Origin of the sequence: Youngimonas ophiurae (nom. illeg.) (assembly GCF_049803795.1) — a bacterium.
Lineage (GTDB): Bacteria > Pseudomonadota > Alphaproteobacteria > Rhodobacterales > Rhodobacteraceae > Thalassobius.
This window is the reverse complement of the sequence record NZ_JBNAGJ010000012.1, coordinates 25,707-39,511: the sequence shown is the minus strand read 5'-3', so window position 1 is coordinate 39,511 and position 13,805 is coordinate 25,707. Positions and strand designations below refer to the sequence as shown.

The window sequence follows — 13,805 nt, the reverse complement described above, 5'->3', positions numbered from 1 at the left end:
ATCAGAGGAACCAGACAATGCCCCATCAGACAGACATCCCCGAGGAAACCGGCGTAACCTCCGCCATCCTCGACCACCTCGCACTTCATGGCGCAACACCAGGACCCGGCGAGACCGATCATCGCCCCCTGCCCCAGCCTGACGAGGTCGAGCTCGCCATGGCGACACTTTTCGACACCACTATCGGCCTCCTCACCGGCAGCCAGTTGGAAGACAATCTCGAAGAGATGCTCTGGTCCCTCACCTCGATCTTCCATCGCCGGCTTGCCCATATCCAGAAGCTTCTCGACGATAACGAATTCGAGGTCCGGGAAAGTTTGGCCATCCAGGACGGTTCCGAGGTCGCTTCGGTTGAACTGGAACGCCTCCAGTTGATCGGGCTTAAGCTCTGGGACCATCGCGACGCTTTCGAGCAGATGCGCGATCTGGCCGTGGACCACTTCTCGGCCGCCACCGGTTCACCCTGGCTGCCCCGCACCGGATCCAAGGTCTCGCATCGCGGTCTCACCTCCGCCGTGGTGGACAGCCGGGCCTATCTCTCGGCCAAGCGGCGCAAGGAGACCGAGGTTCACTGCCCCGAAGGCACGCGGATCGCCTTCTCGGGCGGGGACTATCACGCCTACGACCTGATCTGGTCCGTCCTCGATGCCACCCATGCGAAATACCCAGACATGATTCTTTTACACGGCGGCACACCAAAAGGTGCCGAGATGATCGCTGCCCGCTGGGCAGATACCCGTGGTGTCACGCAGGTGGCGTTCAAACCCGACTGGAAGAGCCATGGCAAGGCTGCCCCCTTCAAGCGCAACGACAAGATGCTCGAAACCATGCCACAGGGTCTGATTGCCACGCCCGGTTCGGGCATCACCGAGAACATCGTCGACAAGGCCCGCAAGCTCGGAATCCGCATCAAGAGGATCGGGGCTTAGGCCCCGGTTCACGCCCCGCGCAAGAGGTCCTGTACGACGGAAGGCTTCTTGGCGATCAATGCCAGCAGAACCTGTGCTGGGCCTGTCGGGTGCCGGCGCCCGTGTTCCCAGTTCAGGAGCGTACCTTTCGCGACGCCAATGCTCTTGGCGAACTCGGCCTGGGACAGGCCCGTCCGTTGCCGGACTTCGGCGACATCGACCTCCGCCACGGACACTTCATGCACTTTGGCGTCGGCCAAATCGCCATTCGCGAAGGCCAGAGCCTCTTCGAGGCCCTTGGATACAGATTTGAATGCACTCATTTTGCGTCGATGCTCCTTGGCCACGGCTGTTTTGCTGGGGCAGTAAGATACTTCGGCTTGAGCAACTAGCTATGGCCGTAGGTAAGATTAACCTTGCAAATCTTCCGTATCGTGGAGTAATTGCAAGGTATGTACAAACGCAAGACCCAACAATTCGTTCAGTCTTCCTTGGAGAGCCAAGCGGCTGTGGTCCTTCTCGGCCCCCGACAGGTCGGAAAGACAACACTTGCACTCGACATCGCATCAGAGCGCCCATCTGTCTATCTCGACCTTGAGCGTGAGGCGGACAGGCAAATCCTGACTGAACCAGATCTCTATCTGGACGAACAGGCGGGCAAACTCGTCATCCTCGACGAGGTGCAGCAGATGCCTGACCTCTTCAGAACCTTGCGCGGCCAGATCGATCAGCGTCGGCGGGCCGGGTTTCGGACGGGACAGTTCCTGCTATTGGGATCGGCTTCCAATATCCTCTTGCACCAAACGGCGGAATCCCTCGCCGGTCGTGTTCGATATGTTGAAATGCCCCCCTTGCAGCCTGACGAGGTGGGGGCCGATCAGTTGAACTTGCTCTGGCTGCGCGGCGGCTTTCCCGACAGCTTTCAGGCCGCGAGCGATCGGGCAAGTATGGACTGGCGTCTGGATTTCCTGCGCACCTATCTGGAGCGAGACATCCCTGCCCTCGGACCTCGGATTCCGGCAGCGACCTTGCGGCGGTTCTGGACGATGCTTGCGCATGTCCAGGGCGGCCTTCTGAACGCCGCGGCCCTTGCCGAGGGATTGGGCGTGTCCGGCCAGACCGTTGGGCGCTACCTCGATCTGCTCGTCGATCTCATGCTGGTGAGACGCCTGCAGCCCTGGCACGAGAATGTCGGCAAGCGTCTGGTGAAATCGCCAAAGGTCTATGTGAGAGACAGCGGCATCGTGCATGCGCTGTTGGGCATCGGCACGACAGAAGGCTTGCTCGGGCACCCGGTCGTCGGTGGCAGTTGGGAGGGGTTCTGTATCGAGGCGCTTCTTGCTGCCGCCCCTTTAGGCACCGAACCTTTCTTCTATCGCACTTCGGCCGGTGCTGAACTCGACTTGGTTTTGCGTTTGCCAAGCGGCGACATCTGGGCTGTTGAGATCAAACGGACGACTGCACCAAAGGTTTCGAGAGGATTTCACACAGGGGCCGAGGACATTGGAGCCAACCGAAAGCTCCTGGTCTATGCCGGTGAGCATGAGGTCCCCGTCGCGAAGGACATTCGAGCGTTACCACTGGCACATGCAATCGAGTTGTTGAGCGCGCTATGACCTCGTTTTTATCTCTGGCTCAGGACACTTCCATTGGTCTGAGGATAACAGCGACACGCGAAGAATCTCAGAGCCAGGTCTGGCCATTAGTCGGGCACCAGAGCGGATGAGTGTCTGGCAACTCGATGGTATCTGGACGCCTGCATCTCCGAATGCGAACGCAAACGCCCCTGTGATGCCACGGAAGGATGGGCGAATGCTCTGCCGTTGCCATCGATTTGTGATCTGACGGCTTTGGTCTTCGAAGAGTCTTGAAGTTTGGATGGACGAGAAGACAATCCCTACTCCTTGCGGCATCTCTCTCGTCTGTTCCCCTACTTTCCTTCATGGCCACCGCACTTCTCCCTTTGTCTGAGTTGCATGACATGCTGGTCGCAGCTGTCGTCCCGTCCACAAAGGTTGTCGCCGATCTTTTTCCCCTGACCCTGCGGGTCATTCCGCGCGGACCAAAAAGACCGGCGCCTGCCCCTCTCCGCTGCGCTCCGCCTTCGGTGTGGCCGGGCCTTGGCCAGCTGCAAGGTGACCATCATTGCAACGCAAACAAGGAGAAGAGCAATGACCACGAACTGCATCAAATTCACCAGCGCCGACATCGAAACCGCCAAGGGCGTCGGCTCCATCTCGACCCTGACCTTCGACCTCGACATCACGGTCGAACCCGTCGCGAGCTCGAACCCGATGGCCCCCACGCACCGCGTCCTCGGCCGCTCCCCGCGCGGCAAGTTGGTCGAGTGCGGCGGCATCTGGAAGAAGCAGAACAAGGAGACCGGCGCTGACTACTACACGCTGACCATCCGCGACCACGGCTTCAACGCCAACCTCGGCAAGGCCGCGAACCAGGACGATCTGTCCCTGCAGGCCGTCATCCCCTGGGGTCCCAAAGACGCCGCGTGACGGCTAAGGCCGGTCGGTTCTCCACCGACCGGCCCATCAAGACTCCAATCTTGAACGCGTTCAAGATTGGAGTTTTAGGGGTGGTGGAGCTTCTAAATAAGCGCCTGAAACTCATAGGCGCGTGGTATCTTTATTTTTCCTCCAAAACCGTGCTACCATAGAAGCAGAATCGAGTCGAACTCGGACCCAACCGAAGTCAGGGCTTAGGAATGAGCGGTAGTCTAGAACAGTTTTTGACGGACCTGTCACGTGGGCTTGAGCGCACGATGGTGGCAGTGAACAAGGAACTCACCTTGCGTCAGCGCATCAAGCGCACGTGGTCAATGCGCCAGTGCGCAAGGTTTATGAACGTCAGTATTCAGTATCTAACCAAGTTCGCCAATTCGAGCGACGACTTTCCCGCGGGCGAATATGTTGGAAGAGAGCGTGTTTTCACGCTTTCCGAATTGATGCACATGCGGGCCCTTCTGGCGGCCTCGGCAAAGCGGCCCTACGACTACCTAGCCTGGCGCAAACCCGACGCCCCCTTACCCGTCATCTCGTTTGCCAGCCAGAAAGGGGGCACGGCTAAGAGCCTGAGCGCCGCGCATTTTGCGCAGTATCTCAGCTTGCATTACGGCATGCGCGTTGGTGTCATGGATGCAGACCCGCAAAGCACGATAACGCTCTACTTTGTCGGGGGTGAAGGTCTTCCCCAGATGCCCGACGAAAACACCGCCTCCATGGTGGACTTTGCCGGCCTCTTCCAGTCGGAAGATGCGCCATACACTGATCACGATGCGCAGACGCTCGACAGCTTCTTTCTAAAGACCTCCTGGCCGGGGCTGCGTCTGCTGCCGGCACATGGCGAAACGTCTGAGGGAGAGATCCAGATTGCGCGCCTTGTGCGAGAGGCCCCCGCCGGAAAGAGCTTCTATCGCTACCTGCGCGATGCCCTTGATCGCTGGAAAGCGGGCCACCCGCCAAAAACGCTGCCCAACGAATTGGTAGTCGAGGGCAAGGTCGATCAGCAGCGACTGAACGCTGCGCTGACCGAGACCCTCGATGTCATCATCATCGACTATCAGCCTGCGTTGACACTTTTCCAGCTGAATAACGTGATTGCGTCGACTTCGCTGGTCATCCCGCAAACCATGAAGGGGTTTGACATCGCAACGCTGTCGACCTTTGTGACCGGCCTGCTGGGGATGCTTCAGCATATTCTGGCCCATGAACGGATCGAAATAGGAACTGGTGCCAACATGCTGTTGCCGACGATCGTCCAACGATCCAATGCGCAGGATCTAAACCACATCGGAAACCTGCTGGAACACTGCCCCACGGAAATTCTGCCGGTGTTTTATCTGCGTTCCGACGCAATCTCGAATGCGTCGGACGTCTATCAATCCGTATACGAATATGAGCCGGACACGCCGGGAAAACGCAAGGGGATCAACCGGTTCATCACGAATGCCGATGCGGTTAACGACGCCATAGTATCGCGACTCTGGCCGGGCTTCGAACGCGGTTATGCCAATACATGGATGGACGAGTTCTATGAAGATGACGGCGAGGGTGAAGCATGAAACGCAGTATTCCAAGGTCGCTGGTCAGCAAGGCTACTAGTCCCGACACATCCAAGGAGCGCACGCCCGGTCCCGAAGGCCGGGCAGAAACGGGCGACGCTGTTTCTACTCCTTTCAAGGGGGCCGGCAGTGCTTGGAAATCAGGGGCGCTTGCGCAATCGCAAGCCGCTGTGGAGCGAAGCAGAGCTGAGCTTTGTTCGGATATCTTAAACGGCCGCCACGAAATAAGCCTGTCGCCAGACCAGATATCAGATCCGATGGGGACAGACCGCCGTCAAGACTGGATGTCCCAGGAAGCATTCAGGTCTCTGGTAAACAGCATTGCCTCGAACGGGCAGGACACACCCATTCTGGTGTGGCCCGAGGATCCGGATTGGGAGCCGGATCCGTTGGAGCCGTCGAACGTCACTGGTGTTCCATTTGTCATGCTTACAGGACGCCGCCGACTGGCGGCCGCGTCGGAGTTGGGTTTACCTCTTCGTGCAATCCTCGCTTCGCCGGAAGCGCGAAACGCCGAGAACAGCAAGTTTGAGATGTTGTTTCTGCGGTTCCGCGAGAATGAGGAGCGCGAGAATCTTAGCCCATTTGAGCGTTTGGTTTCGATTGGTGAAATGTATGAAACGTTGGCTTCTGGGGCAGACAAGCTGACAGCTGTGGCCTTCGCAAAGAAAATTGGCGTGCATGAGAGCCTAGTCTCACGAGCGAGGTCTGTTTTCGCTGCGCAGGATCAGATCTTGAACGCGTTCAAGAATGTCTACGACATGAGCTTTCGTGATTTGCAGGGAGCCTTAGCGAGCTTGGAGAGGGTGAACAAACCCAAGCTCAAACCGAAGGCAAAGCCCAGAAAGCTCACGGTCAAACGCAAGGTGGGCAACCGAAATCTTTCGGCGACTTCAGTCGATGGAAACCTATCCATCAAGGTTGCAGGTGTGCCGATAGACCAAGAGCGTCTCGAGAAGCTCGGAGATTTAGTCGCCGACTACTTGAGCGCCGAAGGTTCGGGGAAGGAAACCGACTGACGACAATGTCAGCGACATATCCTCCAGAACGACGAGGCAAGGAGCAAAAAGGAACGACAATCGAAATAAAGGCAAAAGAAAAGCCCCCAAGCGGTGTGGCCTGAGAGCTGATCTTAATGGTTTGGTCACCTTCAAGATAAGTCTCGCAGGATTCACTGTCAACGACGAACGCTCCTGAGCGAACGGCTTTCTTTTGCCTCCACATAAACGGAGGTGAGATACAGGCATGAAACATACAGGTTGGCGCAAGCCGACACCGGGTCTTGGGGTTGCTGAGCAACTTGCCCAAGCCGGTGAACGGGTAGCAGTACCCAAAACACGGGCATTCGTGGCACTTAAGCGCGTGGGGGCACATATCGGCTTGAAGGCCGGAGACATGTTGCTCCTCGACACGCTCGGGGCCTTTACCCAGGCCCAGGACTGGGAGGAGGGGCAGCGTCCGATCGTCTGGGCGTCGAACGCCTATCTGATGGAGCAAACGGGTTTTTCGCTGTCTGCCCTCAAGCGCCACGCGCGGCGCCTTGCTGAGATCGGCGTGATCTCCTTCCAGGATAGCCCCAATGGCAAGCGGTGGGGCCGCAGAGACGTCGATGGCCGCATCGTCGAGGCCTATGGCTTCGATCTGTCGCCGCTCTCAGCCCGTGTCGAGGAGTTCGAGGAGCTTCATGCTGAGTTGCAGGCTGAACGCGAGCTCTGCCTACGCCTGAAGCGCCAGATCACTGTGGCGCGCCGGATGATCCGAGCCCGGATCGAGGCAGCTCTCAGCAGCGCTCTGCGTGGGCCCTGGAGGCAATTCACGGGGCTTTTTGAGGAGCTTCTGGAACGACTTCCGCGCCGTCATGAAGCTTCAGAGCAGTTGGAGCGGCTATTGGCATGGTTCAAGGAACTCCAAGAACGGGTCGAGGCGGCTTATCTTAAGGCGACTGTTGCGACAAAACCTGTGGAAAACACCGATGATAAACACGCCCAAGTCACGAAGAAGACTCAAGAAATGAACCCCAGGGAGGTCATTTCTGAACCTCATATACTAATTACAAACCAACTTAATCCTGTAACTAGTAATTCCTCTGAAAAAGAGGAAGCGGCGGGTGTGGTGCCTAATGCCCAACCCGAAGAGCGGGTTGATAGGGAGCTGGAAGACTGGGTTGCCGAGGTACGCAAGAAGCGGACAGCGCTCGATCTGCCGACAATCATGCAGGCCTGTCCGGAATTCGCATCCTGGGCGCGGAATTTGGGTGGATTCCTGAAAGATTGGGGCGATCTGCACCGGGTTGCCGGTCAACTCAGGCCGATGATCGGGATCTCTGAGCATGCCTGGAACGTGGCGCAGGACCGAATGGGCACCCAGGTGGCCACGGCCGCGTTTGCCCTCGTCTTCGAGAAGCACAGTGCGGGCGAGGTTGCCTCGCCGGGCGGCTATCTGCGGGGCATGGTCGAGAAGGCCGGGGCAGGGGAGCTGCATCTCGAGCGCAGCTTCTATGGTAGGCTCAGTGGGCAGGCGGCGTGATAGGGCAGGGGCTCAGAGACCGGCGGCTTTGGTCAGGTTCACCCGGAACCGGTCCCGGCGGCGCTGATAGCGGCGGGTCATCTCGGCGGAAGCGTGGCCGAGGTGTTTCTGGACGTAGCGCTCGTCGACTTCGGCGGAGCTGGCGAGACCGGCGCGCAACGAATGGCCGGAGAACAGCGCCAGGCGGTCTTTCTCAGGCAGGTCCGACCGGATGCCGGCGTCGAGCACGGTGCGCTTGATCAGGCGCGCGACGTGTTTGTCGTTGAGGCGTGTCTCCAGCGCCTTCTTGCCGTCCCGCGAGGTGCCGACAAAGATTGGGCCAAAGTCGATCTTGGCGAAGTGCAGCCATTGTTCGAGCGCATGGACAGGGCAGGTCTGATCCTTGGAGCCGCGGCCGATCTCGACCTCGCGCCAGCCGGTCTTGGCATTGAGGGTGAGCAGGGTGCCCTTGTCGAACACTTCAACCCAGCCGCCCGAGTCCGGCGTGTCGTCCTTGTGGACATCGAGGCTGACGATTTCCGAGCGACGAAGGCCGCCGGCGTAGCCCAGCAGCAGGATCGCGCGATCCCTGAGGCCGCGCAGGTCAAAAGGCAGGGTGGCCACCATCGCAAGGATGTCATCGGCCAGGATCGCTTCCTTTTGCACCGGCGGACGGGCGTGTTTGCGTTTGATCCCGGCCAGCACGGTGGCGATATGGCGGTTCTTGCGATCGAGGGCAAAGCCGCGCTGCGCATAGTTCCAGGCAAGGCCCGACAGGCGGCGGTCGATGGTGCTGACCGATAGGGCAGGGGAGGGGCCCGCTCCGGACGCCAGGTCCGCAAGGTAGAGCCCGATCATTTCGGGCGACGGGGGCAGAGTCTCCGCGCCCTTCATCCGGCACCAGCGCGCGAAATGCGCCCAGTCTTTCGCATAGGCCTTCAGCGTATTGTCCGAGGCCGCGGCGCGCGCATAGTCGCGCGCGGTATCCACCAGCCGATCGAGCGTGCCTGAACCAGCCACAAAGGAAGGAAGGCTCAAAGCCTCGCTGCTGGGATGATCTCTCTCGTTGTTCTCGCTGACCGAAGGCCCATTTGGCGGCTTTGAGATCGATTTCTCGTTGTTTTCTGACATGTCGCTGAGCATATTCTTTGGTGTCCGATAATGCAAACTTATTGGACATAGCGCGATCTTGCAGGCTGCGGCGGTTCTAACGCTATTTTCTGGTGAAAAGCGCCGCGATGACGTAGGCTCCAAGCATGACATATGCTCGGCTCGATCACACCAGCGACCTCGACACATTACCCCGGATGCCCGCCTGGGTCACCTCAGCGCGGGCTGAAAGCCTTGAAGATGTTGCGTTTTTGTCGGGCGCAGCGCTGAGCCACCTGCATGTTGTGCTGGAGCGCGAGGAGGTGCCCCAAGCCTTGTTGCGGGATCGGCTCGCGCTGCGCGCAGCGGAGGCCTGTGTCGCGTTTTCGGGGCGCCTGGAGAGAGCAGGGGATCTGCGCGACGCGGTGCATTTGTTGCGTTCTGGCGATCTGCCGGGACCGGCTGGCGAGACCTGCCTCGCCTGGCGGCGCGCGGTGGAGCGGCCGGTGTCGACCAAGGCTCTGGATCGAGCCTTGCCGGCCTTCGAGTCGGGCAAGATCGCGATGTGGCTCAATGCAGGGAAGGGGGCGCCGGTGACTCGGGCCGCGATGGTGCTGGAGGCGGTGCTGACGGAGGCGCCACGCGCTGACGTAGCTTCGCTGGTCCTCGCGGATGCGGCTCTCGCCCAAACATTCGGTTGGGATCATCTCGTGCCGTTGTTGGCCGCGGGTCTGAAACGTGCCGACCTGCGCAAGCAGGGCGACGATTTGCGTCTCGTCTGTCATCGGGCACTCATCTTATCGGCGGTCGAGGCTGTGCGTCTCTCCGCCGACCTCGCGCGTCGGGCGGCACACCTAAAGGCCGTTGCGCCAAAGCTTCGCGCCAAGGGAGCGGATGCCGCTGTCGAGATGTTCCTCACCCGCGATGCCGTGGCACCTTTGGCCTTGCCCTTGTCGGATCGCGCCGCGCGGCGGCTTTGCGACCGACTGGTCGATCTCGGCGCGGTGCGCGAGCTGACAGGGCGAGACACGTTTCGGCTCTACGGGGTGTAGCGATGGCGAAGGATCGTTCAGAGCCGGACCTGGACCGTGAGTTGGCCGACCTGCCGCCTGAGCTGCGCTGGCGGGAATGGATGCGCCGGATCGAGGCGGTGCTGTTTGCCTCGGCCTCGCCGGTGCCGCGCGAAGACCTGGCGCGCGTGGTGGGGCAGGGGGTCTCGGTGGATCTGTTGGTCGAGGATCTCGTCGCCGATCTGGAAGGGCGGGCCTTCGAGATCGCCCAGGTCTCTGGCGGCTGGATGTTTCGGACGCGGGCGGCCTACGCTCCCGCGATCCGGGTCGCCGCGGATGTCGAGGATCAGCTACTCGACCTGAGTGAATTCGACGTCGCGGTCTTGGCCGCCATCGCCTATCACCAGCCGATCACGCGCGACGGGCTCAAGGACATCTTCGGCAAGGAGATCAGCCGCGACCTGATCGGTCGGCTGCATGCGCGCGACTTGATCGGGACCGGGCCACGATCGCCGCGCCGCGGTGCGCCATACACATTTGTGACGACCGAGCAGTTCCTTGTTGCATTTGATCTGGAGACTCTCGCGGATCTGCCAGAGCGGGAGCAGTTGGAGGACGCAGGTCTGGATGGCGGGTCATAGGAATGGTTGCGGGCTGGCGATCCCCGTATTGGCCAAACGGTGAGGCATGTCGTGGACATTTCGTGACGCTCTCAGTTGTGACTTGTTGAGAGAACTCAGGCTTCGATCCTGAGCCCTCTGAACAGAGCTTCCCAAGGGTCCCCATCCTCGGTCATCGCGCCCGGTTCCAGGTTTGCTATGTTCTCGTCGATGACTGCGTTGTGGTAGTTCTTGAGCCAGCTGTATTTGCGCCGCACCGTCGCGTTGGGACTGTCGGCGAGACCGCTCTCCACCAACGTTTTGTGCCTACCCAGAAACTCGATCCAGCCGGCGTATTCGCCGTCGAGCTCGCTCAGACTGGCGCGAAGATAGTCGATGTAGTGGAGGCCTGACTCGTCCTGGCGCAGGAGGTTGTTCAGGTGACGCTCTTCATCCTCATAGGAATGTCCTTCCCGCCAAAGCGTTTGGTCCTGTCGGTGGCGTTCGATGACATCTTCATGGATCGCAATGCGCGGGAAGATGACCTCGCCTTCTTCCATGAAATAAGCCTGAACGAGGGCAGGCCCAAACACCGGACCACTGAAGTCGATGCCGAGATGCATAGGGCCGATGGTCATCGCGCCGCGCACCATTATGCCGTTCGCCACGCATTCGATCTGGATGTGCAGCAGATCGATGAGTTCCCAGACCAAAGGGCCAGCCTGGTACTGAGTTTCAATGGTTCTGGTTCTTACGATCGCGTCAGACACGATCTCTGCATGGACTTCGCTGATCATCCGCATCTCGTCGGAGCGGGTGGGCGGCGTGGCATCCCCTTCGGACACCCTGCGAAACATCGAAAGCAAGTGCCTGATCTCTGCACCGCTTCGCGTGTGCAGGAGGTTCCTGAAACCGAGGACATCAAAAAAGGTCACAAGGCATTCTTCGTAGTCGGGGTCGTTCTCGAAATCAGTCATCTCTGGTCCATCTTCAGCCGAGGAGCTTCTCCAACTCTTCCCCTTGGGCGGCATGCTTCTTGGGGTTTTCTGCTTTCAGCTTGTTCACGTTGATGAGCTTCCATCGGACCGCTGGAAGCTCGGCCGCTTGAGGGCGGTCGATCGCGTCGAAGTCTGGATCGCCGTCATGCAGGGTTCTCAGAAACCTCTTCGCGCCCTCATCCAAGCGGGATTGGATATCACCGATCAGGCGGTCGCGCGTTGAGACCAATTCCGTTAGGTCGACTGCTTCCTTCGTCATGCCCTCGAATTCCCGCGCGTAGGGCTGATCTAGATCGATCAGGTTTGGATTCAGCAGTTCGTGCGGCGGGCGTGGTGAACTCGCGAGGTAGATCAGAAACGTGCGGAACAACTCGTCGGTAAACCCTTCGTTCTCGTAGAGCAGTTTAACGTCGTAGAGGTCTCGCGGGTGCTGGCGATCTAGGGCCGCATGTAGCTTGCCGCCGAACAAATCCTCGAAGGAGACGATGTTCATCGTCGCATATCCGAACGCCTCCTCGACGGCTTCGGAGACTTCGCGTTGTTCCGGATCATGCACGACGCCCCGGGTAACGGGGGAGGTTTCGATTTTGATTTCGGCTGTGCCGAGGCGGGCGAGCGCACGCGTGGCGCCGCCGCCACCGCCGGCAATTCGCTGCGCTTTGGCGCCGGCGATGCCGCCTTCGATGGCGGCGGTAATCCGGTCCATCGCGTCGTTGATCTCGACGAGGCTGTCGGCGCGGTCCTTGACAGGCAGATAGGTCAGATCGATATCGACCGAGAGGCGCGGAAGGTCGCGATAGAAGAGGTTGATGGCCGTCCCGCCCTTGAGCGCAAATATCTCCTCCTTCGCCACATATGGAAGTACCCGTACGAGCAGGGCCACTTGGGCGGCATAGTCTTCACGCGCCATCACCACGTTCCTTTCTTACAAACTCTTCGGGCACCATGATCCTGTAGCGTGGATGTATCTTGCCGCCTTTGACCAATGCGCGATCCCCGCTGCCGAGGTCGAAGTCTTCCGGATCGAGACGCTTGCGCCAGGCATGGTCGTGGCGGTCGGCGAACACGAAGAACAGGCGTTTGACCTTGATCTTCTTGCAACTTCTGAGCAGTGCCGAGAGGGTTCTTGGGCGCAACGTCGTCAGGCTTTCGAACACCATGTCGAGGTTGTGAAAGCTCTCCTGATCCGGCAACTCGTCAAGCGCTTCGAGGATGGCGCGTTCCGGCGAGGACATCACCAGTTTCCAGTCCCATGGCAGGGACGATGCTGTCTCGTTGAGATTATTTCGCGCGTCATTGACACCCAACTCTGGATCGGAGAACAGCGATACGCTGCGTGTGCGGAGTTCGGTGTTGAGCGGCAGTTTTTCGAGCCAGTTGGGGATTTTTGAGCCGTAGAGCCAGACTGTGCTCTTGTCGCCGAGTGAGAGGTAGTGCGCATAGCCTTGCAGGCCCAATGCCGTCGCCCCCCCGATATGGACAGGGTAGTGCATGATGTGCTGGAGCGAGAGCAGGCTGGTCTTCCAGTCGAGCGTATTCGTGGTGGCGCTGCTTGGTGCGGGACGGCGGAACACTCCGCGTCCTAGGCGTTCTAGCCAGCCGCGTTGCACATAGCCGTAGGACGAACGCCGACCTATCCCGTGGTGCTCCAGCCAGGCGGAGTCCACGAGGAACCCCGTGGGGACAGCCTCAAGAAGACTCTTTAGTTTTTCGTGTTCTTGTCCACTCATGGGCGACATAATGATGTATTTTTAAAGATGCCGCCACTTGTTTCTGTGATAACCTGTGAGATAGTCCGTCAAGGATCGACAAATTCTGGAATTTTCAAAGAGACTGGTGGTTGTCAGCTCTGAAGCTCACCAGCAAAGCAGGGCGTGGATGCCCTCGGAGGGCTGAGAAGACATCCGGCCATTCGGATCGAACAGTCGAAGCTATGTGCCCCTGTCGAAGCCGCTGCGCCAAACCAGAGTCAGGTTTCACTTTCGATTGTGGCGTTCTTTTGCCCATACAAACATCGCACCGACGGCAGCATTGGCTTGCTGCACGCTGAACACTTCCGGTTCGAACGCGCCCGCCCATTGCTTTGTATCGCGATGTTCCGGGTGGTGTTTGTCGGTCAGCGCGTCGAGAAACTCTTCGTAAGAGTAGGGTCCTCCACAGTCCTCTGGCGGGCAGGCTCGCTCTCCGTCAACACAGGCGGGAAAGTCCAGATCTGGTCTTCCGGTTGGTTTGCTAAACTTCTCAACGGTGACGAGATGCCGCCAGCCATCGCCGAAATCATAAGTGTATGTGAACTGACTGCCTTTCTTGACCAGCTTTCCAAGAGTAAACCTCTTCTCGTCCTTCCGCCCATCGGTAGGGTCCCAGCTGTCGTCACTTTCGTCGCGGGCCTCGAACCTGTCTTCGCCAATCTCGAACTCATGCAAATGATAGTCTTGCCAAGGCATAGCGCCCTGGAGAACGGAATGCAGGATGTCCAAGCTGATGTCATTCGGCACGACGATACGGCGCCAGATGGGTGGTTTGATGCCAACCAGTTCGATTTTCAGCTCAATCAAAGTGTGTTCCGCCTGTCTCAATGGCCCTGCCGTTGAAGTAACTTTTGATTCTTAAGTTGAAGC

14 protein-coding genes are annotated in these 13,805 nt (G+C 59.2%); 8 read left to right on the top strand and 6 right to left on the bottom strand.

All coding sequences use genetic code 11. The features are described from left to right. The first annotated feature begins 17 nt into the window (after positions 1-17). On the top strand, positions 18-929 hold the full coding sequence (locus tag ACP15O_RS17740; protein ID WP_009804234.1) for a DUF2493 domain-containing protein: 912 nt from the start codon (positions 18-20) through the stop codon (positions 927-929). An 8-nt stretch (positions 930-937) separates the two neighbouring features. Here ACP15O_RS17740 and ACP15O_RS17735 read toward each other — a convergent pair whose 3' ends face one another. Continuing rightward, positions 938-1,231 (bottom strand): helix-turn-helix domain-containing protein, encoded by a 294-nt coding sequence (locus tag ACP15O_RS17735; RefSeq protein WP_008335665.1) that lies wholly within the window; start codon positions 1,229-1,231, stop codon positions 938-940. Between the two features lie 129 nt (positions 1,232-1,360). On the opposite strand from ACP15O_RS17735, the gene ACP15O_RS17730 reads away from it, so the two are divergent. The 5 genes from ACP15O_RS17730 (at position 1,361) to repC (ending at position 7,509) form a co-directional block, all read left to right on the top strand. Continuing rightward, positions 1,361-2,524 carry an ATP-binding protein gene (locus ACP15O_RS17730; protein ID WP_008335662.1) on the top strand — a complete coding sequence of 388 codons (1,164 nt, stop codon included), beginning with the start codon at positions 1,361-1,363 and terminating at the stop codon, positions 2,522-2,524. A gap of 555 nt (positions 2,525-3,079) precedes the next feature. Beyond that, entirely contained in the window at positions 3,080-3,418 is a 339-nt protein-coding gene (locus ACP15O_RS17725; protein WP_008335659.1) for a DUF736 domain-containing protein, read from the top strand. Positions 3,419-3,627: 209 nt separating this feature from the next. Next, the gene (locus ACP15O_RS17720; protein ID WP_009804235.1) at positions 3,628-4,983 is read left to right on the top strand and encodes a ParA family protein; all 1,356 of its coding nucleotides are present in this window, start codon (positions 3,628-3,630) and stop codon (positions 4,981-4,983) included. After that, a complete protein-coding gene (locus ACP15O_RS17715; RefSeq protein ID WP_037207731.1) occupies positions 4,980-6,002 on the top strand; it encodes a ParB N-terminal domain-containing protein in 1,023 nt (340 codons plus the stop codon). The genes ACP15O_RS17720 and ACP15O_RS17715 overlap by 4 nt, the downstream gene beginning before the upstream one ends. Before the next feature lie 226 nt (positions 6,003-6,228). Continuing rightward, entirely contained in the window at positions 6,229-7,509 is a 1,281-nt protein-coding gene (gene repC, locus ACP15O_RS17710) for a plasmid replication protein RepC (protein WP_081940158.1), read from the top strand. Positions 7,510-7,521: 12 nt separating this feature from the next. Here the strand turns inward: repC and ACP15O_RS17705 are convergent, their stop codons facing one another. Next, positions 7,522-8,631: a tyrosine-type recombinase/integrase gene (locus tag ACP15O_RS17705; RefSeq protein ID WP_008335646.1), complete on the bottom strand. Its 1,110-nt coding sequence runs from the start codon at positions 8,629-8,631 to the stop codon at positions 7,522-7,524. A gap of 113 nt (positions 8,632-8,744) precedes the next feature. Between ACP15O_RS17705 and ACP15O_RS17700 the strand changes: the two genes are divergently transcribed. Together ACP15O_RS17700 and scpB are read left to right on the top strand one after the other, a co-directional pair. Continuing rightward, positions 8,745-9,629 (top strand): DUF1403 family protein, encoded by an 885-nt coding sequence (locus tag ACP15O_RS17700; RefSeq protein WP_084353839.1) that lies wholly within the window; start codon positions 8,745-8,747, stop codon positions 9,627-9,629. A gap of 2 nt (positions 9,630-9,631) precedes the next feature. Next, positions 9,632-10,228, top strand: coding sequence for an SMC-Scp complex subunit ScpB (gene scpB / locus ACP15O_RS17695; protein WP_133840908.1), 597 nt, complete (start codon positions 9,632-9,634; stop codon positions 10,226-10,228). 95 nt (positions 10,229-10,323) lie between these two features. Here scpB and ACP15O_RS17690 read toward each other — a convergent pair whose 3' ends face one another. The 4 genes from ACP15O_RS17690 to ACP15O_RS17675 form a co-directional block, all read right to left on the bottom strand. After that, a complete protein-coding gene (locus tag ACP15O_RS17690) occupies positions 10,324-11,163 on the bottom strand; it encodes a hypothetical protein (RefSeq protein ID WP_084353837.1) in 840 nt (279 codons plus the stop codon). Between the two features lie 13 nt (positions 11,164-11,176). Beyond that, positions 11,177-12,094, bottom strand: a complete 918-nt coding sequence (locus ACP15O_RS17685) for a nucleotidyl transferase AbiEii/AbiGii toxin family protein (RefSeq protein WP_084353836.1) — start codon at positions 12,092-12,094, stop codon at positions 11,177-11,179. After that, a complete protein-coding gene (locus tag ACP15O_RS17680; RefSeq protein ID WP_084353844.1) occupies positions 12,084-12,914 on the bottom strand; it encodes a type IV toxin-antitoxin system AbiEi family antitoxin domain-containing protein in 831 nt (276 codons plus the stop codon). Before ACP15O_RS17680 ends, ACP15O_RS17685 begins: the two co-directional genes overlap by 11 nt. 246 nt (positions 12,915-13,160) lie before the next feature. Beyond that, positions 13,161-13,742 carry a plasmid pRiA4b ORF-3 family protein gene (locus tag ACP15O_RS17675; RefSeq protein WP_235866649.1) on the bottom strand — a complete coding sequence of 194 codons (582 nt, stop codon included), beginning with the start codon at positions 13,740-13,742 and terminating at the stop codon, positions 13,161-13,163. Between the last annotated feature and the right edge of the window lie 63 nt (positions 13,743-13,805).